The organism is Pseudomonas sp. NFR02 (assembly GCF_900119375.1).
In the GTDB taxonomy this organism is placed as follows: Bacteria; Pseudomonadota; Gammaproteobacteria; order Pseudomonadales; family Pseudomonadaceae; genus Aquipseudomonas; species Aquipseudomonas paracarnis.
In genome coordinates this window covers 414,719-432,680 of the sequence record NZ_FPJJ01000001.1, presented here as the reverse complement: position 1 = coordinate 432,680, position 17,962 = coordinate 414,719, and the positions used below count along the sequence as shown (strand labels likewise).

20 protein-coding genes, 1 tRNA gene and 1 pseudogene are annotated in these 17,962 nt (G+C 59.1%); 13 read left to right on the top strand and 9 right to left on the bottom strand.

Going from position 1 to position 17,962, the window contains the following annotated elements:
- Positions 1-105 precede the first annotated feature (105 nt).
- Both BT199_RS02000 and BT199_RS01995 read left to right on the top strand, forming a co-directional pair.
- On the top strand, positions 106-846 hold the full coding sequence (locus BT199_RS02000) for a type 1 glutamine amidotransferase domain-containing protein (protein WP_019817545.1): 741 nt from the start codon (positions 106-108) through the stop codon (positions 844-846).
- A gap of 119 nt (positions 847-965) precedes the next feature.
- Positions 966-1,892 carry an acetoacetate decarboxylase family protein gene (locus BT199_RS01995; RefSeq protein ID WP_019817544.1) on the top strand — a complete coding sequence of 309 codons (927 nt, stop codon included), beginning with the start codon at positions 966-968 and terminating at the stop codon, positions 1,890-1,892.
- Positions 1,893-1,906: 14 nt separating this feature from the next.
- On the opposite strand, the gene BT199_RS01990 is transcribed toward BT199_RS01995, so the two are convergent.
- Positions 1,907-2,365 carry a MerR family transcriptional regulator gene (locus BT199_RS01990; RefSeq protein ID WP_014719214.1) on the bottom strand — a complete coding sequence of 153 codons (459 nt, stop codon included), beginning with the start codon at positions 2,363-2,365 and terminating at the stop codon, positions 1,907-1,909.
- 177 nt (positions 2,366-2,542) lie between these two features.
- Here BT199_RS01990 and BT199_RS01985 point away from each other — a divergent pair, with 177 nt between their 5' ends.
- The 3 genes from BT199_RS01985 (at position 2,543) to BT199_RS01975 (ending at position 4,707) form a co-directional block, all read left to right on the top strand.
- The gene (locus BT199_RS01985; protein WP_019817542.1) at positions 2,543-3,373 is read left to right on the top strand and encodes an alpha/beta fold hydrolase; all 831 of its coding nucleotides are present in this window, start codon (positions 2,543-2,545) and stop codon (positions 3,371-3,373) included.
- A gap of 94 nt (positions 3,374-3,467) precedes the next feature.
- Positions 3,468-4,493 (top strand): alpha/beta hydrolase family protein, encoded by a 1,026-nt coding sequence (locus BT199_RS01980; protein ID WP_072433752.1) that lies wholly within the window; start codon positions 3,468-3,470, stop codon positions 4,491-4,493.
- Between the two features lie 43 nt (positions 4,494-4,536).
- Positions 4,537-4,707 (top strand): DUF2986 domain-containing protein, encoded by a 171-nt coding sequence (locus tag BT199_RS01975; protein WP_014719217.1) that lies wholly within the window; start codon positions 4,537-4,539, stop codon positions 4,705-4,707.
- Here BT199_RS01975 and BT199_RS01970 read toward each other — a convergent pair.
- The 5 genes from BT199_RS01970 to BT199_RS01950 all read right to left on the bottom strand — a co-directional run bounded on the left by BT199_RS01970 (position 4,679) and on the right by BT199_RS01950 (position 9,574).
- Positions 4,679-5,674: a GlxA family transcriptional regulator gene (locus BT199_RS01970; RefSeq protein WP_072433751.1), complete on the bottom strand. Its 996-nt coding sequence runs from the start codon at positions 5,672-5,674 to the stop codon at positions 4,679-4,681. The two genes, BT199_RS01975 and BT199_RS01970, sit on opposite strands and share 29 nt — an antisense overlap.
- Positions 5,675-5,678: 4 nt before the next feature.
- Complete coding sequence (locus BT199_RS01965; protein WP_019817539.1) at positions 5,679-6,221, bottom strand: cysteine hydrolase family protein; 543 nt, start codon at positions 6,219-6,221, stop codon at positions 5,679-5,681.
- A 91-nt stretch (positions 6,222-6,312) separates the two neighbouring features.
- Positions 6,313-6,849: a GNAT family N-acetyltransferase gene (locus tag BT199_RS01960; RefSeq protein WP_072433750.1), complete on the bottom strand. Its 537-nt coding sequence runs from the start codon at positions 6,847-6,849 to the stop codon at positions 6,313-6,315.
- Positions 6,839-8,050, bottom strand: coding sequence for a YeeE/YedE family protein (locus BT199_RS01955; RefSeq protein ID WP_019817537.1), 1,212 nt, complete (start codon positions 8,048-8,050; stop codon positions 6,839-6,841). Before BT199_RS01955 ends, BT199_RS01960 begins: the two co-directional genes overlap by 11 nt.
- A gap of 906 nt (positions 8,051-8,956) precedes the next feature.
- The gene (locus BT199_RS01950; RefSeq protein ID WP_014719222.1) at positions 8,957-9,574 is read right to left on the bottom strand and encodes a TetR/AcrR family transcriptional regulator; all 618 of its coding nucleotides are present in this window, start codon (positions 9,572-9,574) and stop codon (positions 8,957-8,959) included.
- 134 nt (positions 9,575-9,708) lie between these two features.
- Here BT199_RS01950 and BT199_RS01945 point away from each other — a divergent pair, with 134 nt between their 5' ends.
- From BT199_RS01945 to BT199_RS01940, 3 genes are all read left to right on the top strand, one after another.
- Positions 9,709-10,149, top strand: coding sequence for a hotdog fold domain-containing protein (locus BT199_RS01945; RefSeq protein WP_072433749.1), 441 nt, complete (start codon positions 9,709-9,711; stop codon positions 10,147-10,149).
- 43 nt (positions 10,150-10,192) lie between these two features.
- On the top strand, positions 10,193-10,375 hold the full coding sequence (locus tag BT199_RS26665) for a hypothetical protein (protein WP_139271590.1): 183 nt from the start codon (positions 10,193-10,195) through the stop codon (positions 10,373-10,375).
- Positions 10,376-10,662: 287 nt separating this feature from the next.
- The gene (locus BT199_RS01940) at positions 10,663-12,525 is read left to right on the top strand and encodes a DUF3857 domain-containing transglutaminase family protein (protein ID WP_072433748.1); all 1,863 of its coding nucleotides are present in this window, start codon (positions 10,663-10,665) and stop codon (positions 12,523-12,525) included.
- A 125-nt stretch (positions 12,526-12,650) separates the two neighbouring features.
- Here the strand turns inward: BT199_RS01940 and BT199_RS01935 are convergent, their stop codons facing one another.
- Positions 12,651-13,961 carry a sensor histidine kinase gene (locus BT199_RS01935; protein WP_014719226.1) on the bottom strand — a complete coding sequence of 437 codons (1,311 nt, stop codon included), beginning with the start codon at positions 13,959-13,961 and terminating at the stop codon, positions 12,651-12,653.
- Positions 13,954-14,628, bottom strand: coding sequence for a response regulator transcription factor (locus BT199_RS01930; protein ID WP_019817535.1), 675 nt, complete (start codon positions 14,626-14,628; stop codon positions 13,954-13,956). Before BT199_RS01930 ends, BT199_RS01935 begins: the two co-directional genes overlap by 8 nt.
- Positions 14,629-14,765: 137 nt before the next feature.
- On the opposite strand from BT199_RS01930, the gene BT199_RS27160 reads away from it, so the two are divergent.
- The 5 genes and pseudogenes from BT199_RS27160 to BT199_RS01910 all read left to right on the top strand — a co-directional run bounded on the left by BT199_RS27160 (position 14,766) and on the right by BT199_RS01910 (position 17,716).
- Positions 14,766-14,939: a hypothetical protein gene (locus BT199_RS27160; protein ID WP_175556187.1), complete on the top strand. Its 174-nt coding sequence runs from the start codon at positions 14,766-14,768 to the stop codon at positions 14,937-14,939.
- A complete protein-coding gene (locus BT199_RS01925; protein ID WP_072433747.1) occupies positions 14,920-15,267 on the top strand; it encodes a hypothetical protein in 348 nt (115 codons plus the stop codon). The genes BT199_RS27160 and BT199_RS01925 overlap by 20 nt, the downstream gene beginning before the upstream one ends.
- Before the next feature lie 302 nt (positions 15,268-15,569).
- A complete protein-coding gene (locus BT199_RS01920) occupies positions 15,570-16,139 on the top strand; it encodes a type 1 glutamine amidotransferase family protein (RefSeq protein ID WP_032903716.1) in 570 nt (189 codons plus the stop codon).
- Between the two features lie 93 nt (positions 16,140-16,232).
- Positions 16,233-16,583, top strand: a pseudogene (locus BT199_RS01915) (conjugative transfer ATPase); the annotation flags it as partial.
- 236 nt (positions 16,584-16,819) lie between these two features.
- Positions 16,820-17,716 (top strand): ribonuclease H1 domain-containing protein, encoded by an 897-nt coding sequence (locus BT199_RS01910; protein WP_032903718.1) that lies wholly within the window; start codon positions 16,820-16,822, stop codon positions 17,714-17,716.
- A 163-nt stretch (positions 17,717-17,879) separates the two neighbouring features.
- Here BT199_RS01910 and BT199_RS01905 read toward each other — a convergent pair.
- Positions 17,880-17,956: transfer RNA gene (locus tag BT199_RS01905), tRNA-Asn, on the bottom strand.
- Between the last annotated feature and the right edge of the window lie 6 nt (positions 17,957-17,962).

The window sequence follows — 17,962 nt, the reverse complement described above, 5'->3', positions numbered from 1 at the left end:
AGCGAGGTTTAAGGTGAGCATGCACCAGCCGGCAGGATTACTGGACCCTGGATCATGCTCAAAACCCTTATTTCTTTTGCGTTGGTAGCGATAGGTGGCGCGCTTATGACATTTGCACAGGCTGAACCCGGCCCTTCCACGGCCGCTGCGAACAATCGCCAGATCCTGGTGATCATGACCAACCACGCCAGCTACCCCTCAAGGGCCGATACCACGGGCCTCTGGCTGACTGAGCTGACGCATTTCACCGAGGTTGTGGAAGCCGCTGGCTATACGACGGTGTTTGCCAGCCCCAAAGGTGGCGCTGTGCCCCTGGACGAGCGCAGCCTCGGTTGGCTGTACATGGACAAGCCGGCGCGTGAGCAGTTGCAGTCCCCAGCCTTTCGCGCCCGGCTGCAAAACACGCTGCCCATCGCCAATGTCGATCCGTCGCAATTTCGCGCGATCTACTTCACCGGCGGCCACGGTGTCATGTGGGACTTCCCCGGCAACCTCGACCTGCAACGTGTCGCCCAAACCATTTACAACCAGGGCGGCATCGTCTCGGCCGTGTGCCACGGTGTGGCGGGCCTGCTGGACCTGAAGGATGAACAGGGCAACGCGATCATCAAGGGTAAAAACATCACCGGCTTCTCCAACCGCGAAGAACTGCTGTCGGGCATGAAGCGTGAGGTGCCGTTCTTGCTTGAAGACCGGCTGCTGAGCCAAGGGGCGCGTTACCGCAAGGGCTGGGTGCCGTTCACCTCATTTGTCATCACCGATGGCCGCCTGATCACGGGCCAGAACCCGCAATCGCCCAGGGCCGTCGCACTCGCCGTGATAACCGAGCTGTCCCACGAACGATAGAGCCTAGGCCCCACCCGTAGCCCCTCCCTGGAGAAGACCGATTGAACATTCCAAGCGCCGTTTTAACCGGATTGCTGCTCACCCCTTTTGCCAACCTTGCGTTGGCGGGAACGCCCGAGATGCCCAGCCCCAACGACACAACCCACATCGATATCGCCGGCCAGCAGGTGCCCGTCGTCAAGGGCGGCTTGTACGACCGCTTTCGCTCCAACCCGCCGTTGTCGGTGGTTGCAGCAGAATTACCAGAGGTTGATTTAAGCTGGTTCAAAGGGTTGCAAAAGCACAAGGTCGACATCGGTTTTGAATCCTACTCGCCCAATTTTTACTATCAGAACAGTCGGGTAACAGCGGTCTATACGGCTGACATCGATAAGCTTCGGGCGTTGATGCCACCGCAGGTACTGGCCGCCGTGCAACCCTTGCAAGTCTGGCCGGGTCGCGGACTGATCGCGTTTACTGCGTACACCTATGAGCATTGCGATAACGACGCCTATAACGAAGTCGCCGTGTCGATCATCACTAACAAACCTGGCAAAGCCAACCTGGGCCCCTTCACGCTGGTGGGCCAGTCGATGTCGCAGGATTTTTGGGGCTATGTGCTCAAGCTGCCGGTGAATACCGAGCTGGCGCGGGTGCGCGGCGTGGTCGGTTACAACCTGCCGAAATGGCTGACTGGCATTGATCGCAAAGAGGATGGGCACTCGGTGGTGTATGACATTACCGACAGCCAGACCGGCAAGCTGGACGTGTCGTTCAAGGCCAAAAAGCTTGAGAAACTGTCCCATGATGCGGACCTGGTCACCAGCAGTTTCACCAATCTCGATCACCACGGCCAACTGGCCTACGGGTACGCGGTTTCCCGCCAGCTCAGCCATGGCTCCAGCCGTGACGCAGACTCAGCCACCCTCACGCTGGGCGATGGCAGCCTGTCCAATTACCTGCGCGACCTCAAGCTGGGGAAAATGCTGAAGTACGAATACGTACCCGAGTTCCAGAGCGCACTCTATGCGCCAGAGCCGCTCGCCAACCTGATTGGCGAACGCTGACCCTTGTGCGCCGGTCAGGCCCTCGGGGCCCGGCGGGCGCTTTTTCTTGTGGATGAGGCTGGAGCGCCCCCTTCCTCGCGCAGACGGTTAATCAGCATCTGCGCATTCTCCGCACAGGCCATGCCCTCGGGCTTGCCTTCGATGCCCTTGATGACGTTCAGCAACTGAGCCTTGTTCTGGGCCAGCCGTTGTTGCAGCACCTCGATTTCCTCGACCTTGTGCTTGAGCCCGCTGAGCAGCTCGTCATGCTGCCAACCACCGGCACTTCTGGGCATTAACTGCCGGATTTCTTCCAGAGAGAAACCGGCTGCCTGGGCACCCTTGATGATCTCCAACACCGCCTCGGTGCCGGGTGCATAGTCCCGATAGCCGTTGGATTTACGCTCAACCGATTGGATCAGGCCGCTCGCTTCGTAGAAACGGATGCGTGAGGCCGCCAACCCGCTGATTTTTGCCAACTCGCCTATTCTCATGTACCACCCACAAAAAACCATTGACCTTAAAGTTGACTTTAAACCTAAAGTCATTGGGCGGCCAAGGCGGCGATTCGTAGACGGCACGCTTGCCAGACACGAATGGGCTGCAGTGGGTCAATCCAGCGCCATGATCGCGATTCGATCAGGCCATCATTTCATTTGGGAGAGGCGAACATGGGCTACGTCACCACGCGAGACGGTGTTGAAATTTTCTACAAGGACTGGGGCCCACGCGATGCCCAGGTCATTTTCTTTCATCATGGCTGGCCACTGAGCGCAGATGATTGGGACGCGCAAATGCTGTTTTTCCTGGGCGAAGGCTACCGGGTCGTTGCCCACGACCGACGTGGCCACGGGCGTTCCAGCCAGGTTTGGGACGGGCACGATATGGACCACTATGCCGACGACGTCGCGGCCGTGGTCGAGCATCTGGGCGTACAAACCGCGGTGCATGTCGGTCACTCCACCGGCGGCGGTGAAGTGGTTCATTACATCGCCCGCCACGGCGAAGACCGCGTCTCGAAGGCCGCCATCATCAGCGCCGTGCCACCGTTGATGGTCCAGACCCCGAGCAATCCTGGCGGCCTGCCCAAGTCAGTGTTCGACGACTTGCAGGCGCAACTGAAAGCCAACCGCGCACAGTTCTATCAGGACGTTCCCGCCGGACCTTTCTACGGCTATAACCGCCCAGGCGCCAAGCCGTCCGAGGGCATCATCCTGAACTGGTGGCGGCAAGGCATGATGGGCTGTGCCAAGGCGCACTATGACGGGATCGTGGCGTTTTCCCAGACCGATTTCACCGAAGACCTGAAGAGCATCCAGATTCCCGTATTGGTCATGCATGGCGACGATGATCAGATCGTCCCCCATGAAAATGCCGGGGTGCTGTCCGCCAAATTGTTGAAAAACAGCACGCTGAAAATCTACCCGGGCTTCCCGCATGGCATGCCTACTACCCATGCCGATACGATTAATGCGGATTTGCTGGCGTTTATAAGGAGCTGATTGATTATTGGGGGGGCGGGTGACCGCCTCCCCTCTACCTGAACCGCTCGTTTCAGGTCATGCTGCGTCCTTCATTTCAAGGACGATAAAAACAATGAAAGCCCCCCTCGCCGCCCTGCTCCTGATCAGCCTGACTGGGCCTGCACTCGCCAACGACCCCATCGGTTTCCAAACCACCACCATCCCTGACACTCACAACATTCGCCCACTGGAAATGGCCGTGTGGTACCCCTCCACCAGCACCGCCCAACCCAAGCTGATCGCTGACAACCTGGTGTTCATCGGTGTGCTTGCGGTGCCTGATGCCGCACCGACACCCGGCAAACATCCGGTGGTGGTGCTCTCCCACGGCTATGGTGGCAACTGGGGCAAGCAGGCGTGGCTGGCCAGTGCGCTGGCCCGGCAGGGGTATATCGTGGCGGCAGTGAATCACCCTGGCACCACCAGCCAGGATCGCAGCGCGCAAGCCGCCGCGCAGTTGTGGCAACGGCCCAAGGATTTGAGCCGGGCCATTGATGCGCTGCTGGTACAGCCCACGCCATTTGGCGCGGTGGACAGCGGCCGGATCGCGGTGATAGGCCATTCCCTGGGGGGCTGGACGGTCATGGAGAGCGCGGGGGCGCGTTTTGACCCGGCGTTGTTTGCCCGGGACTGCGACGCCCATCCGACGTTGGTGGCGTGCAAGGCTTACCGTGAGATGAACCCTGAAGGTACGCCGAGCGGGAAGGCTCAAGTGGCCGCGGACTTGAGCGACAAGCGCGTGACCGCTGTGGTGTCTCTGGACTTGGGCCTGTCGCGCGGCTTTACCGATGCGAGCCTAGCGGCATTGCCGGTGCCGGCGTTGGTAATCGCTGCCGGTGTGCCGTCAGCGGATTTGCCGGCGCAAATGGAATCGGCTGACATGGCCAAGCGGCTGCCAAAAACGTCGACTCAGTACGTGGAGATCCAGGACGCCAACCACTTCAGTTTTATGTCTCAGTGCAAACCGGGCGCGGCAGCGTTGCTTGACGCTGATGTGCCCGGCGACAGCATCATTTGCCAGGACGGCAAAGGCGCGCGGCCACGGCCCGTGATCCAGCAGCAGGTGATCACACTGATCAGCGAGTTCCTGGCGCGCTGAACCGGTAGTATCATCCGCGCCTTTCCCCTTCAGGCAACGGAACATGAACCGCCAGAAAAAACTTCAGCAGCTCTTCAAAGCCAAAGCGAAAAAGGCCAGCGCCAAGCTGGCGCCAAAAAGCAAAGACAAATACATCAGCAAGGCGGACCGCTTGAAGCTGGCGACCGAGGCCGGCCAAGAGCCGGTTACGGCTGGCGAGACGCCTGCTGAGTAAGGCGCATGGCTGAAGGGGTTGCCGCTTCGTATTTGCCCCAGATACGCCGCAGATGCCGCGCCGAGCCAAAGCCTGCGCGCTCGGCGATGGCTTCAATGTCCAGGGCCGACTCGGCCAGCAGTTCCCGCGCCACCGCCAGGCGCAGGCGATGCAGGTAATCCAGTGGGCTGATCTGCACATGTTCCTGGAACAGGCGCGCCAGGTGTCGGCTGCTGGTGCAGGCCAGGCTTGCCATGCGGGTGAGTGTCCAGGCCTCGCAGGGGGCGGCGGCGATGGCGTCCTGCACACGGTGGAGCGCTGGGTGCAGGTGATTGCGCCCGGTCACCCAAGGCGATAGCTGCGGGTCGCTGCCGCTGCGGCGCAGGTACACCACCATGTCCCGCGCCACGGCGCAGGCCAAGCGTGGCCCGGCCAGTTCGGCAACCAGGTGCAGCATCAGGTCGATACCCGCCGTGATACCGGCGCTGCAACTGACCGGGCCGTCGGTGACGTACAGCCGGTTTTCCAGGACCCGGGCCTTGGGTGCGAGGGCTTGCAAGGTGGCGCACAGCGAATGGTGCGTGGTGCATTGGCGCCCATCGAGCAGCCCGGCCCTGGCGGCGCTCAACGCGCCGGCACACACGCACACCAGGCGTTCGGCCGAGGGCGCGAACACGTTTTGCAACCACAGGGTGAGCTGCTGGCTGGCCGACTCGAAAGCCTTTTGGTGAGCCTTTGATACGTTCATCGTGGAGCCCACCAGCACCACCAGCGTGCCGGGCGCCAGAGTCTGCGGCAGGGGCGCCAGCCCGGTCAGTGGCAAGCCGATGGAGCTGTGCAGCGACTCCACCGGGCTGACGTACTGCAGGTCGAAATCCACCGCCGCCGGGTCCTCGGCTTGCGCGGCCAGGCGCAACACTTCAGCAGGCCCCGCCAGGTCGAGCATCAGCACATTGGGCAACAGCACGAACAGCACCGGTACGCTCACAGGTTCATCCTTCCAAGGCCTGTTCGACCGTGACGATGCGCGCAAAACGCTCTTCCAGCACCAGCTCCGTGCGTTCGCGGATTTGCGCAGAGGTGTACTCCCGGCCGCTACGCAGGTGGGTCATGGGGAACGTCAATGTCGCTTCACTGACAAAGTCCACCTTGAAGCCGCTGTCCGACGCCTGCCGCGTGGTGGTCTCGCAGCATTGCTCGGTCCGGATGCCACTGATGATCAGCGTGGTGACGTCCATCTCCGTGAGGCGAGCGGCCAGGGGCGTACCGGCGAAGGCGCTGTGGTAACGCTTGTGGATCACCAACTGTGGATTGATCGACAGCTCGCTCAATGCCCTGACGTTGCCCGATTGCATGGAGAAATGCCCCTGGTCTTCAACATGGAAGACTTGTACCACCGGGATGCCGCGCTGAACACAACCATCGATGAGGGCCTGCTGTTTTTCCAGATAGTCGGGCAGGTCGTTTTCGGACCAGTAGGTTGAATGGCGGAAGGAATGTTGGGCGTCGATCACGATCAGGGCTTTATGGGTCATGGACGGTCCTTGTGGCTTGCATCAGTGGGTAAACGATGCACGCCATGGTAAGGACCACCCACAGTGCGCGACAGACGCAAGGCAGACTACTTCAGGACGGATTCGGACATGTCACCGGGCACGCCATGGCACAACGGCTGCCGGGTTCGAAGCCATGGGCGTACTCATCCGCCAGGATCGTTTCCAGACGCGAATCAACGTGAGGCGCAAAGCCCAGGCGCCGGTAGAACGGAGCATTCCAGGGTACATGCTTGAAGGTGGTCAGCGTCACCGCACGCAGGTGTTGGGCGCGGGCATGCTCTATCGCCGTTTCCACCAATCGGCGCCCCCAGCCCTGGCCTTGCAGCGGCTGGGCAACCGACACTTCATGGATATGCAGGTCGTCACCAAAGCGTTCTGCGCTGAGGAAGCCTTGAGGGTGATCGTGGTCATCAACCACCACCCAACAGGTCGATAGCGCGATCCATTGCCGATGGCGTTCGATGCTGATCGACGCCGCATCCGCCAGCCAAGCCAGCCCTTCGATTGCGCCAAATGCCTGGGCTGCGCACTGCTCGATGGCGGGCAACAAACCGGCATCTTGCGCGCGCGCCAGGCGAATAATGTGCGTGGACTGCTCAGCAGCCACTCAATGCCACCTGGGGCCGTTCACCCGCAAAGAAGAAGGGCCGTAAACGTACGCCCACGCCGTTGCCGATAAAGGCCGCCACCAGCCACACCCAGCCATGCAGGCTGCCCGAGGCGATGCCACTGAAGTACGCGCCGATGTTGCAGCCATAGGCCAGGCGCGACCCATAGCCGAGCATCAGGCCGCCGATCACCGCCGCGATCAACGAGCGCAGCGGGATGTTCAGGCTGGGCGCGAAACGCCCGGCCAGGCCTGCGGCCAGCAACGCGCCGAGGACAATGCCGATGTCCATGACGCTGGTGATGTCTTCCCACACCGGTGCAGCCAGGGCCTTGGCATTGCCCGGCATCTGCCAGAATGCCCAACTGGCGACATCCACGCCCAGCCCGCTCGCCACCTTGGCGCCCCACAGCGCGAACGCCGAGGTGATGCCCCACGGCCGTCCGGCCAGGGCGAGGGTGGCGTAGTTGAGCAGCGCCAGGCCAATCGCGCCCCACACCAGCGGCCAGGGTCCGCGCAGGAAGCGGCGTAGCCCTTGGTGCTCGCTTTGCACGCCTTGTTCAAGCTGGCCGTGACGGCGCTTTTCCAGGCGCACTGTCACCACTGCAATCAGCGCGAACACCGCCAGGCTCAAGACCAGCGCCGGCAGCACACCGAAACTTTTGACAATGGAAACCGCCGGGAACGATGGCAGTGCAAACCACCAGTCGACATGGTGGGTGGCGATCAACGAGCCGCAGATAAAGAACAGCAGCGTCACCAACATCCGGGCATTACCGCCGCCCACGGTGAACAAAGTACCCGACGCACAACCACCACCCAGCTGCATGCCGATCCCGAAGATGAACGCCCCGAACACCACCGACACACCGGCCGGCGCCACCAGCCCCACGACCGGCTGACCGAACAAAGTGCCCGCGCCCAACGCCGGGAAAAACAACAGCACCGCCACAGCCAGCATCACCATTTGCGCACGCAAGCCGGCGCCGCGCCGATCATTGATAAACACGCGCCAGGCCGAGGTAAAACCGAAGGCTGCGTGATACAGCGTCAGGCCCAGCGCGGCGCCGACCACCAGCAGCAACACCTGGCGTGCGCCTACCATGTTTTGCAGGAACAGCGCGCCCGCCACCAGGATGATAAAGGCAATCAGTGGCGCGAGCGGCTTGCGCGCAGGCGTCAGGGAAAGAGAGGTGCTCATGGGGTTCTCGATTGGTTGGAAGGAGGCAAGTATAGCCTCAGAAGGAATTTGATCAGGTGGGGCATTACCGAAAGGATCATCGTTTGAACTACCGCTTTCGCAGCCTCGCTGAAGCTCGACAGCTCCCACAGGAGATCGGCGGTGTATGTGGAATATCGGTTTGCAGGGCCATCGCGCCAAACACAACTCTCGACAGCAACACCGCCCAAATGTGGGAGCTGTCGAGCCCCAGCGAGGCTGCGATGGCGGCGGCACAGGCAAAATCTTCAGCGCCTGAACCACCGCTTTCGCAGCCTCGCTGAAGCTCGACAGCTCCCACAGGAGATCGGCGGTGTATGTGGAATATCGGTTTGCAGGGCCATCGCGCCAAACACAACTCTCGACAGCAACACCGCCCAAATGTGGGAGCTGTCGAGCCCCAGCGAGGCTGCGATGGCGGCGGCACAGGCAAAATCTTCAGCGCCTGAACCACCGCTTTCGCAGCCTCGCTAAAGCTCGACAGCTCCCACAGGAGATCGGCGGTGTATGTGGAATATCGGTTTGCAGGGCCATTGCGCCAAACACAACTCTCGACAGCAACACCGCCCAAATGCGGGAGCTGTCGAGCCCCAGCGAGGCTGCGAAGGCGGCGGCACAGGCAACCTCTTCATCGCCTGAGCCAGCGCTTTCGCAGCCTCGCTGAAGCTCGACAGCTCCCACAGGGGATCGGCGGTGTATGTGGAATCACGCTTTGCAGGGCCATCGCGCCAAACACAACTCTCGACAGCAACACCGCCCAAATGCGGGAGCTGTCGAGCCCCAGCGAGGCTGCGATGGCGGCGGCACAGGCAACCTCTTCAGCGCCTGAACCACCGCTTTCGCAGCCTCGCTGAAGCTCGACAGCTCCCACAGGGAATGGAGGACTGACTAACCCAGGCTGATCGACTTCCACGCGGCTTCAGCCAGCAGTTCGCGGTACTCAAAGGGGCTTTTTTTGACCTTCGCCGACAGCCACGCACGCGAGTAGCTTTCGGCCGCGCCAATGATCAGCGAAGGGATAAGTTCTGCGGGCAAATGACTGAAGTGCTCCTTGCGCCCTTCCCCGCCCATCCACTCCTTCAACTGCTGGTTGCGCTGCTTGTTGCGGGCAATCAACTCGTCCTTGAACGGCCCGCTGGACACGGCGAAACGGCTCTGGAAAACAAACCGCGCCCAGTCCGGCTGGGCGGTGACCCACTCAACGTAGCTGTACACCAGGCCGACCACACCGGCATGGGCCGTATCCGCCGCTTGCAGGTAGTGGTCACGCAGGGCGGCCTGGTCTTCCAGCGCAGCGAAGAACAGCGCGGCGACCAGCCCTTCCTTGTTGCCGAAGTGGTGATAGATAGCCCCCACACTGGTGTCGCAGCGCGCACGAATGGTCTCGATGTTGGTCGCCTCGATGCCTGCCTCGTTAAAACAGGCCAGCGCCTCACGCAGGATGGTGCGTTTGAGGTCGCTGCGCCTGCCGGGGAAGGTGCGCTCAATGAGATCGATGGAGTGCATGGGAGAACGCCAAATCGAAACAGTTTATAGGCTGAGCGCCCAGCAGAGAAAGCTCAGGTTGACAGTCATGGAATTTACAGAATATTGTTCCGCTACAGAATATTATTCTGTAACTACCCCTTGAGGATATTCCGATGAGCCAAGCCCTGAGCATGTTCAATAGCGTAGGCCCCGCCGCATTCAGCAACCTGGCGTGCCAAATGGCGCCCTACTTCAGCACCATCACTCCCGAGATCGCGGAGCTCAAACCCAACCGTGCGGTGGTCACCGTGCCGTTTCGCAAGGAAATCACCAACCACCTGGCCTCGGTGCATGCCATCGCGCTGTGCAACGCCGCCGAACTGGCCGGCGGCATGATGACCGACGCGTCGATTCCCGCAGGCGCACGCTGGATTCCCAAGGGTATGACCGTGGAATACCTGGCCAAGGCGAAAACCGATATCCGCGCTGTTGCCGATGGCAGTGCTATCGATTGGCAGACTGCGGGGGACAAGATCGTGCCGGTCGAGATTTTCGATGCGGGTGGCGTCAAGGTCTTCACCGCTCACATCACCATGAATGTGAAGCTCGCTTAGGTATTCGGCCGGCCCAGGCAGTATCAGCTATGCGGCATCTGCAATGCGTGACTGGACGCCTGGTGCGGTCGACGATGCACTGCGAAGCGGTGCGGATTGCGGTGGTGGTATCGCCGGCGACGTGCGGCATCAATTGCGCATCGGCAATACCGCCAACGGCGAGCTGAACCAGTCTTTTCCAGGGCGAAGGTATCAATGGCCAACGCCTTATCGGCATATCAAATAAGAGGACGGGAAAAGATCATCGGCCGTCAAAAAAATACCTCTTCTCCCAAGAGACACGGATCAAAGCTTTTAACTTTCTGATTAACCAGCGCTAAATAAAATCCTTCGAAAACGTCTTACTCAATGGGAAGTCTCGGCACACATAGCGTGCGAGAGAAACCTAAAAAATCTTCATAACCCCTGAACGTCAGCCAATTGAGTAGGCGAAGCACTTGCGAGTCCTATCCATCGGCTTATTCAGGAACACACGGCCGGTGAAATGGCGCCCCCTAGCTCAGAAGGATCTCTATGCAAAGCCTCCCGCTCTCTTCGTTACGCCTGTTCGGTGTGCTGGCAGTCACGGTCTGCGCGCTGTTGACGACGCCAGCCCGTGCCGATTACACCGACCTTTCCCTGACCCACGAAAAAAACATCCAGTCCTACGTCGTGAACCCCGACGGTAGCTTTGTGCTGGATGTCGAACGGGTTATGCGGATCAATGAAGAGCGCGCGATCACCTCCAACGCCCAGCGCTCTGTGACCTACAATCGCACCCTGGAAACTCTGGATATTGTCGAGGCCTACACTCTCAAATCCGATGGCCGCAAAGTCGTGGTAACACCAGACCGGATCAAGGAGCAGCAGGAACTGGAGTCTGCCCAGGCGCCGATGTTTCAGGACTCGCGGGTCAAAGTGGTGATCTTCCCGGAGCTGCAAGTGGGCGATCGCATGGTTCTGCGGTACCAGCGCCATCGTAATACGCCGTTGTTTGCGGGGCAGTTCGAAGACCTTTTCTCGCCGGATTTCTACCAGAATGAGCAGGTGCGCCTGAGCTACGACATGCCCGCCGAAATGAAGCTGTACGCCGACTCATGGGGTTTCAAAGCGTCCACGCCAGTCAACGCCAACGGGCGAACGGTGTACCGCTGGGACGTGGAACAAACCAAGAAAAATCGCGTGGAAGATGGCTCCGTTGCCTACACCGACTACGGGCAACTGCTGGCCGTATCGACGTTCACCGACTACAAACAGTTTGCCCAGGCCTACGCCGCACGCGCACAGGTAGAAGTGACCCCGGCCATGACCCAACTGGCCAAGGAACTCACCGCCAACCTCGACAACCCACGCAGCAAGGCCTTGGTGCTGAGTGACTGGGTACGCAAGAACATTCGCTATGTGGCCGTGTACGTCGGTGCCGGTGGCGTGGTGCCGCATTCAGCGCAGGCGGTGCTGGATAACCGTTATGGCGACTGCAAAGACCATGTAGCCCTGCTTGAAGCGCTGCTCAAAGCCGTCGCCATTGAAAGCTCGCCCGCACTGATCAACGCCGGCAACGCCTACGTACTGCCCCAGGTGCCGACCCTGGGCGTGCTCAACCATGTAATCACTTATGTACCCAGCCTCGATCTGTACCTGGACTCCACCGCGACACCCATCGCCGCTGGCTACCTGCCTCTGCCCGAACTCGGCAAACCGGTATTACTGACACAGACCGGTGAGCGTAAGCAGACACCGTCCCGCCAGCCTGGCAAAGTGGACACAACCATGGTGTTCAAGGTCAACACCAAAGGCGCTGCAGACTTTACCAATGACTCCACCATCGACGGTTGGGGCGCGGAGCTTAACCGCTTCATGCTCAAGGCCATGCAGCCAGCCGACCGTAATCAGTTGGTGCAACAGGTCCTGAGCATGTTTGGGCAATCCGGTAGCGGCGTGATCGAAACTGACGCTTTGGACAGTACTGCCAATACCTTCAAGTTCGCGATCAATGGCCACACCAGCAACCTGGTGAACCTGCCGGGCCCCACTGGGGTGCCTACCCTATCCAGCCTGGCCGGCGGTATTGGCCAGAGCGTGTTTTCCTTGATGGCTGAAAAGGAACGCACTCAGAACTTCTCCTGCCTTTCGAGTGAGATATCAGAAGTAGCGCGCCTGGAGTTCCCCGCCAAGGTGAAGATCCTCGCGGTGCCCAAGGCGGTGTCGGTGAAACAGGCGGGCTTCGACTACCGCTCGACCTATGTGAAGAAGGCCAATACGGTGCTGATCACGCGCCAATATGTGTTTAGCAAGCCAGAGATTCTCTGCACGCCGGAGGATTTTGCGGCCATGCAGCCGGCGATTGAAGGCATGGTCAACGATTTGAAAAGCCAGGTGATTGTGCAGACGTTGTAACGCCTTAGCCCTTCTTGCGTGTCAGTGGTTATGCACTGGCGCCCGGGAAGCGGGGACTGCATGCTGAGGCGCAGCTATAAAACCGTTCCTAACCCGGTTGGCGCTTCTGTGAGGCGCTATCAGCCTTAACGTTCTGACTCGACAGCCCGCCCGCTCGTAAAATCAAGAATGACCGTAAACCTCTGTTGCTCACGGATCACCTCAATCTGCCAGCCCAGCTTTGCGCACAATTGCCGCATCAACTGCAACCCAAGACCATATCCATAGTCGTCGGATTCCTGCCGCGGCTTGGCCTCGTTGATGTAATTGGCAATCACCAGCCGGGGGTATTTGAAACTGATATCCACCGTGCCCTCTTCCGCGTATTGCAGCGCATTGCGCAGGAAGTTGCCGATCACGATACGACACGCCGTAGGGGGCAGTCGGCAAGGTTCGTTGTGGATGTCGATGCTCAGCTCAATATCCCGGTGACCGATCAGGTAGCGGTGTTTTTCAATCAGGTCGCCCACCAGCTCGCTCAGGTCAACGTCTTCTTCCGGCAGCGGCTCTGGACGCTCGCGACTCATCCACAGCAATGTCTCGGCGATCAGTTGCATATTCAACACCGAGCGTTCTATGCGCTGCAATGAGGGTGGCAGCACACCGCCCGATTGCAGGGCCAACAATTCGATAGTGGCCTTGAGCACCGCCAGGGGCGTGCGCAGTTCATGGCTGGTGTAGCGCAACAGGCGGCCTTCGCGCTGGCTGGCGGCCTGCACCTGCTCAACACTTTTGGCCAGGGCATCAGCCAGCATGTTGAACTCCTTGAAACTGAAACCCGGCCGTGTGCCGGTCAGTGCCTCAGGGTCTTTGAGTGTGCCGGACCATTGCACCAGGCGCCCCAGCGGCCGAACCAGCCACCAGACCAGCAAGGCGATGATGATCAGCGCCGGCACGAAGACCGCCAGGCTGATGAACTTGACACTCTCTATGACCTGATCGAAATAGGCGTCAGACAACGGCGTCTCGACCTCTCCCCCTGCTTCCTTATCGTGATCGATGTCGTACATGTAGAGGATTTTGCCGTCACCCAGGGGTTGTTCGAGGATGATCTGGAAGGGCTCGTCGTCGTCATCGGAATAGAGATCGCCAAAGATATTCACCGCGCCGAAGGACAGGCTCGGCGATGTCGTGAGCAACTCGCGCACGTCCTGCGGCAACGCCTCCTTGCCGATGACGCTGGTGTAGAAGTAATTGTGCGGCGTCGGCGTGGTCGGGTCCTGTTTGTAGTGCCGGAGAAAATACTGAGCTTCCTCCTCCATCATCGCGCTGGCCGTGTAGAACAGGCCGCGCACGGTGAATTCAGGCAGCAGCTTGCTGTAGATCACCAGCACCACCGCAATCAGACACAGGAAACTGCCGCTGATTACCCACTTCAGACTCAGGCCGTTACGCATGGGGTTTTACCTGAATGCCGACACCCGCCAGGGTATGAATCAACGGCCGGCCAAAGGGTTTGTCTACCGTCTTGCGCAGCCGATGCATATGTACTTTGAGCGAATTACTGTCGGGCGGCTCATCGCCCCAGATCTTCGCCTCCAGGCGCTCCCGAGAGACCGGTTGAGGACTTGCGCGCATCAGGTTTTCCAACAAGGTCCAACAGATGGGCGACAAATGCAGCTCCTGCCCTGCCCGGCTGACTTTACGCGTGGTCAGTTCCATCACCAGGTCGTCCACTTGCAGCCGACTGGTCTGGCCGCTGCGACGCAGGCTCAGGGCACGAATCCTGGCGACCAGTTCGGCCAGTTCGAACGGCTTGACCAGGTAGTCGTCGGCGCCAGCGGCAAAACTGGCGAGCTTGTCGGATAACGCGTCCAGCGAGGTCAGCATCAGGATCGGCGTCTGGATGCCTTGCTGGCGCAACCGATCGCATACCTGCTGGCCATCCAGTCGCGGCAGCATGATATCCAGGAGAATAACGTCGTAATGCTGATTGAGGGCCAGGTTAAGTCCGGTCTGACCATTACTGACGTGATCGCAGACGATGCCGCTGATCTCCAGGTACTCGATGACGGTGGTAGCCAGGTCCAGATTGTCCTCGACCAGCAGCAGATGAATATGCACGGAAAAAACCCCTCGGGCAGGCAGTGCGCAGCGGTGTGAAGAATAGCGGAAGTCGGGCTTTATCCCCCGATGTTTACCTGGCGTTAACCTGGTGCTGCTTAGGCTAAGGCTCTTCTTATCCAGAGCTCGTCACCGTCATGAACCTGTATTCGATGATCAAAGGGGTGCTGTTAGCCGTGATTTTCCTCGCGCTGATGGTGGGCATCCTTCCACAGCAAACTCAGCTGGTACGCATGGGAGGCAATGGCTGGTTTCTGGTTGGCCAGAATGTTGAGCAGACAGGGTCGTGTCATGTCGCCCGTGCGTCGTGATGAGCTGGGCGCCAACTATGCCAGCCAGTTGGTCGCCTGCGTGGTGCTGGTTATTGGTGTGGCGGTTTCGATGGGTATCTATATCGCGCGCTTGAATGCGCACCTCGATGAGCAACGCGACCTGTCCTCGGTGTATCTGCCCGACTGCCCTGACGGCCGTGGTGGTTTTATGGTCTATCCCGATGACAGGCGCAGTGGTGACGAGTGCTACCCCGCGCAGGAAGATGAGTCGATCGATGTCGATGAGCTGCAGCGGCTATCAGCCTGGAACCTTGCGCAACGGTTCGACTACCTCCTGCCTGCAGTTCAATCACCGCGCACGTTTTAGATGCACGGCCTTTATGCTTACCCAGTGCAGGCGCTGGGCCGCTCTAAAGCCGCTGCGCTGGAGGCAGACTTGCTGCGCAACGGCGAGCTGTGCAGCGCACCAGAACACCCTCTCAACCTTTAACGCCTGAATATACCGCCGCGTTGATCACTGTCATTGTTAGTTGAAACACATACTGCCAATCCTCCACCACACCACCCATCACCCCCGCTGGCGAGTACACTCGACGGCAATGCCCACCAGGACAACCCTACTGGGCAGGTTGCTGCTGATTATCATGGAAACTTGAGAAGGACACTCAAATGGTACGTGCCGTTACTATTCTCACCGAGAATTTTTCTGACTGGGAGCCCGCGCTGATCAATTCCACGGGCCGCGCCTACTATGGCTTCGAGACTTGTTTTGCCGCTCCCGGTGGCAAGCAAGTAACATCATCCGGAGGCATGACCATCATTCCCGACCTGGCCATCGAGGCCATTCGGCTGGACGATGTCGACTTGCTGATTGTGCCGGGAGGCCCGATCTGGAGAACAGACAACGCCCCCGCCATCGAGGCGCTGGTCCGTGAGGCTCACGCCAGGAACATCGTCGTGGCGGGAATCTGTGACGGTACCCGCGTACTCGCCAAGGCTGGAGTGCTGGATCACTTGCAGCACACCTCCAATTCCGCTGACAACCTCAAGCAGGTGCATTATCGCGGAGCAGATTATTACCAGGACGTACCGTACGCCGTTGCCGACCAGGGTGTGGTCACGGCTCCTGGCAGCGCGCCGGTCAGTTTCATGGCGCAAATTCTCGACACCTTGGGTTTGAACGACAAGAAGCTGGATGCCTACCTGGCCATGCATGCGGCTGAACATATTCACGGCTGAACCCTTTCCCTCTATCTCTCCCCCTCACCTCGGCGCTGCGGCCAGTTACCGGGCCGTAGCGCGCGTCACCGTTGAACCGCCCCTCCAATACTCAAAGCGGCAGAACCGTTGCTGAACATGATTGAGTGGTGGATATGTCTGGACATGCCGCCTGACGAGGTCAACAAAATCGCCCGGTTCCGCGAACTCAATGATGCTCAAAAAGCGCTGATGCTTTCAGCTCGTAAGGAGTCAGGGAAACTCACGGAGGGGGTTATTCTGTCGAAGTCCACGGAGGTGCTGTTTCGGGCGGTACCGCCGAGCCTTTACCTGGCGATGGCGATGACTGGGCCAGAAGAGAAAGCTTAGCGATTCAGACTGATGAATGTGCATGGAATGAGCGAGCTGGACGCCGCTATGGCAGTGGCTAGAGCCATTCACCACAGGCGCGGCATGCTCTTTTAAGGTGGAGTTCAGTAGCAGACCTAGAACTTCAGGAGCGAGGCATTAAACATTATCGTCCAGCCAAATCTCATAATTCCGGCTCATGGGAAGTATCAATTGCAGGGGCAAGGCTCGCCATCGTATCGTCGATCGTGCTGATCCGCCTTTACCGGACAGCATCTATTTCGTCCAAGGGCAATGGATGGACGAATAGCTATACGTAAAACAGGGAAGAAGACTGAAGAAGGTTGCTCCTCATGGCAAAAAAACCTCGTTTTTACGCAGTGGTGCATGGCCGCCAGACGGGCATTTTCAACAAGTGGGAAGGCGGTGCCCGCCTTGCTATCGATCACTTTCCGGGCGCTGATCATCGAGCCTTCAGATCACTTGAGCTCGCAGAAGAATGGTACCGGCAGAACACACGCAATCCACACTCCTGCCACTCTCCCATCTACCACTTTAACTCTGAAATCTTAGGAGCTGCATCGAGCGACGTACCCTTTCAAAAAGCGCTAGACGGCACCAGTCCGAAACGAATCATCGTTTACGCAATCGTGGACCCTGAGACTGAGGAGCCATTTTATGTTGGCGAGACCGGAAATTTTGCTCGTCGTCAGCAAGCCCACCTAAGAACCGCACATGAAAAAACAAAACGAGCCGCAGCGAAAATCGCGCAAATTCTGGCAAAGGGCCAAGTACCTGCATTCAAGGCTATTGAGTTTTGTGACTCTAAAATGGCGGCGCTAGAAGCCGAGACTAAGTGGATCAAACATTATGTCGAGAGGGGGTACACCGTCTGGAATCGCTTAAGAGAACACCGTGAGATCCAGGAGCTCCATAGCGCGCCCCAGACACCCATGGATAAAATAATAGGAGACGGTCCTATTAACCTAGGCCGCCATCACTATCCCTCTCGATTTGAGCTCAAGACCAAGTTACGCCGCTACCTTTCGGGAGAACCATTCGGCCGAGTCGCGCACCCTGTAGCGATCGAAAAACTCAGCTTGATATGGGGTACAACAAAGCAGAGCGGTCCTGCGAGCGAGTTCTGGGTTGTACCTGGTCATCCGCATCGACGACTGCATGCGGTCATCGATGGCATCACTGTCGATTTCGACTATACGGCAGCGATAGACCGAATCCGTGGAGATTAAAAGCGTGCCACTAATACCCATGTGACGCGCTACCTTCTTGGTTCACGGGAGCTCATCTGGCTTGCGCAGTAGCACTGCAACAGAGCGACTAATTTAGTTCAAAAGGAGAGGCAGTTGAAACACTTTGTAAAAAAGCCTGCATTTCTGCAGGCTTTTCTCTATCTGGCTCCACGACCTGGACTCGAACCAGGGACCCAATGATTAACAGTCATTTGCTACCTGCCCATACGCTCCAGAGGGCTCAAC

Excerpts from the sequence above, each read along its gene's own strand:
- BT199_RS02000 (WP_019817545.1), top strand. The coding sequence starts at position 106 with ATGACATTTGCACAGGCTGAACCCGGCCCTTCCACGGCCGCTGCGAAC.
- BT199_RS01995 (WP_019817544.1), top strand. The coding sequence starts at position 966 with ATGCCCAGCCCCAACGACACAACCCACATCGATATCGCCGGCCAGCAG.
- BT199_RS01990 (WP_014719214.1), bottom strand. The coding sequence starts at position 2,365 with ATGAGAATAGGCGAGTTGGCAAAAATCAGCGGGTTGGCGGCCTCACGC.
- BT199_RS01985 (WP_019817542.1), top strand. The coding sequence starts at position 2,543 with ATGGGCTACGTCACCACGCGAGACGGTGTTGAAATTTTCTACAAGGAC.
- BT199_RS01980 (WP_072433752.1), top strand. The coding sequence starts at position 3,468 with ATGAAAGCCCCCCTCGCCGCCCTGCTCCTGATCAGCCTGACTGGGCCT.
- BT199_RS01975 (WP_014719217.1), top strand. The coding sequence starts at position 4,537 with ATGAACCGCCAGAAAAAACTTCAGCAGCTCTTCAAAGCCAAAGCGAAA.
- BT199_RS01965 (WP_019817539.1), bottom strand. The coding sequence starts at position 6,221 with ATGACCCATAAAGCCCTGATCGTGATCGACGCCCAACATTCCTTCCGC.
- BT199_RS01955 (WP_019817537.1), bottom strand. The coding sequence starts at position 8,050 with ATGAGCACCTCTCTTTCCCTGACGCCTGCGCGCAAGCCGCTCGCGCCA.
- BT199_RS01950 (WP_014719222.1), bottom strand. The coding sequence starts at position 9,574 with ATGCACTCCATCGATCTCATTGAGCGCACCTTCCCCGGCAGGCGCAGC.
- BT199_RS01945 (WP_072433749.1), top strand. The coding sequence starts at position 9,709 with ATGAGCCAAGCCCTGAGCATGTTCAATAGCGTAGGCCCCGCCGCATTC.
- BT199_RS26665 (WP_139271590.1), top strand. The coding sequence starts at position 10,193 with ATGCGTGACTGGACGCCTGGTGCGGTCGACGATGCACTGCGAAGCGGT.
- BT199_RS01940 (WP_072433748.1), top strand. The coding sequence starts at position 10,663 with ATGCAAAGCCTCCCGCTCTCTTCGTTACGCCTGTTCGGTGTGCTGGCA.
- BT199_RS01935 (WP_014719226.1), bottom strand. The coding sequence starts at position 13,961 with ATGCGTAACGGCCTGAGTCTGAAGTGGGTAATCAGCGGCAGTTTCCTG.
- BT199_RS27160 (WP_175556187.1), top strand. The coding sequence starts at position 14,766 with ATGAACCTGTATTCGATGATCAAAGGGGTGCTGTTAGCCGTGATTTTC.
- BT199_RS01925 (WP_072433747.1), top strand. The coding sequence starts at position 14,920 with ATGTCGCCCGTGCGTCGTGATGAGCTGGGCGCCAACTATGCCAGCCAG.
- BT199_RS01920 (WP_032903716.1), top strand. The coding sequence starts at position 15,570 with ATGGTACGTGCCGTTACTATTCTCACCGAGAATTTTTCTGACTGGGAG.
- BT199_RS01910 (WP_032903718.1), top strand. The coding sequence starts at position 16,820 with ATGGCAAAAAAACCTCGTTTTTACGCAGTGGTGCATGGCCGCCAGACG.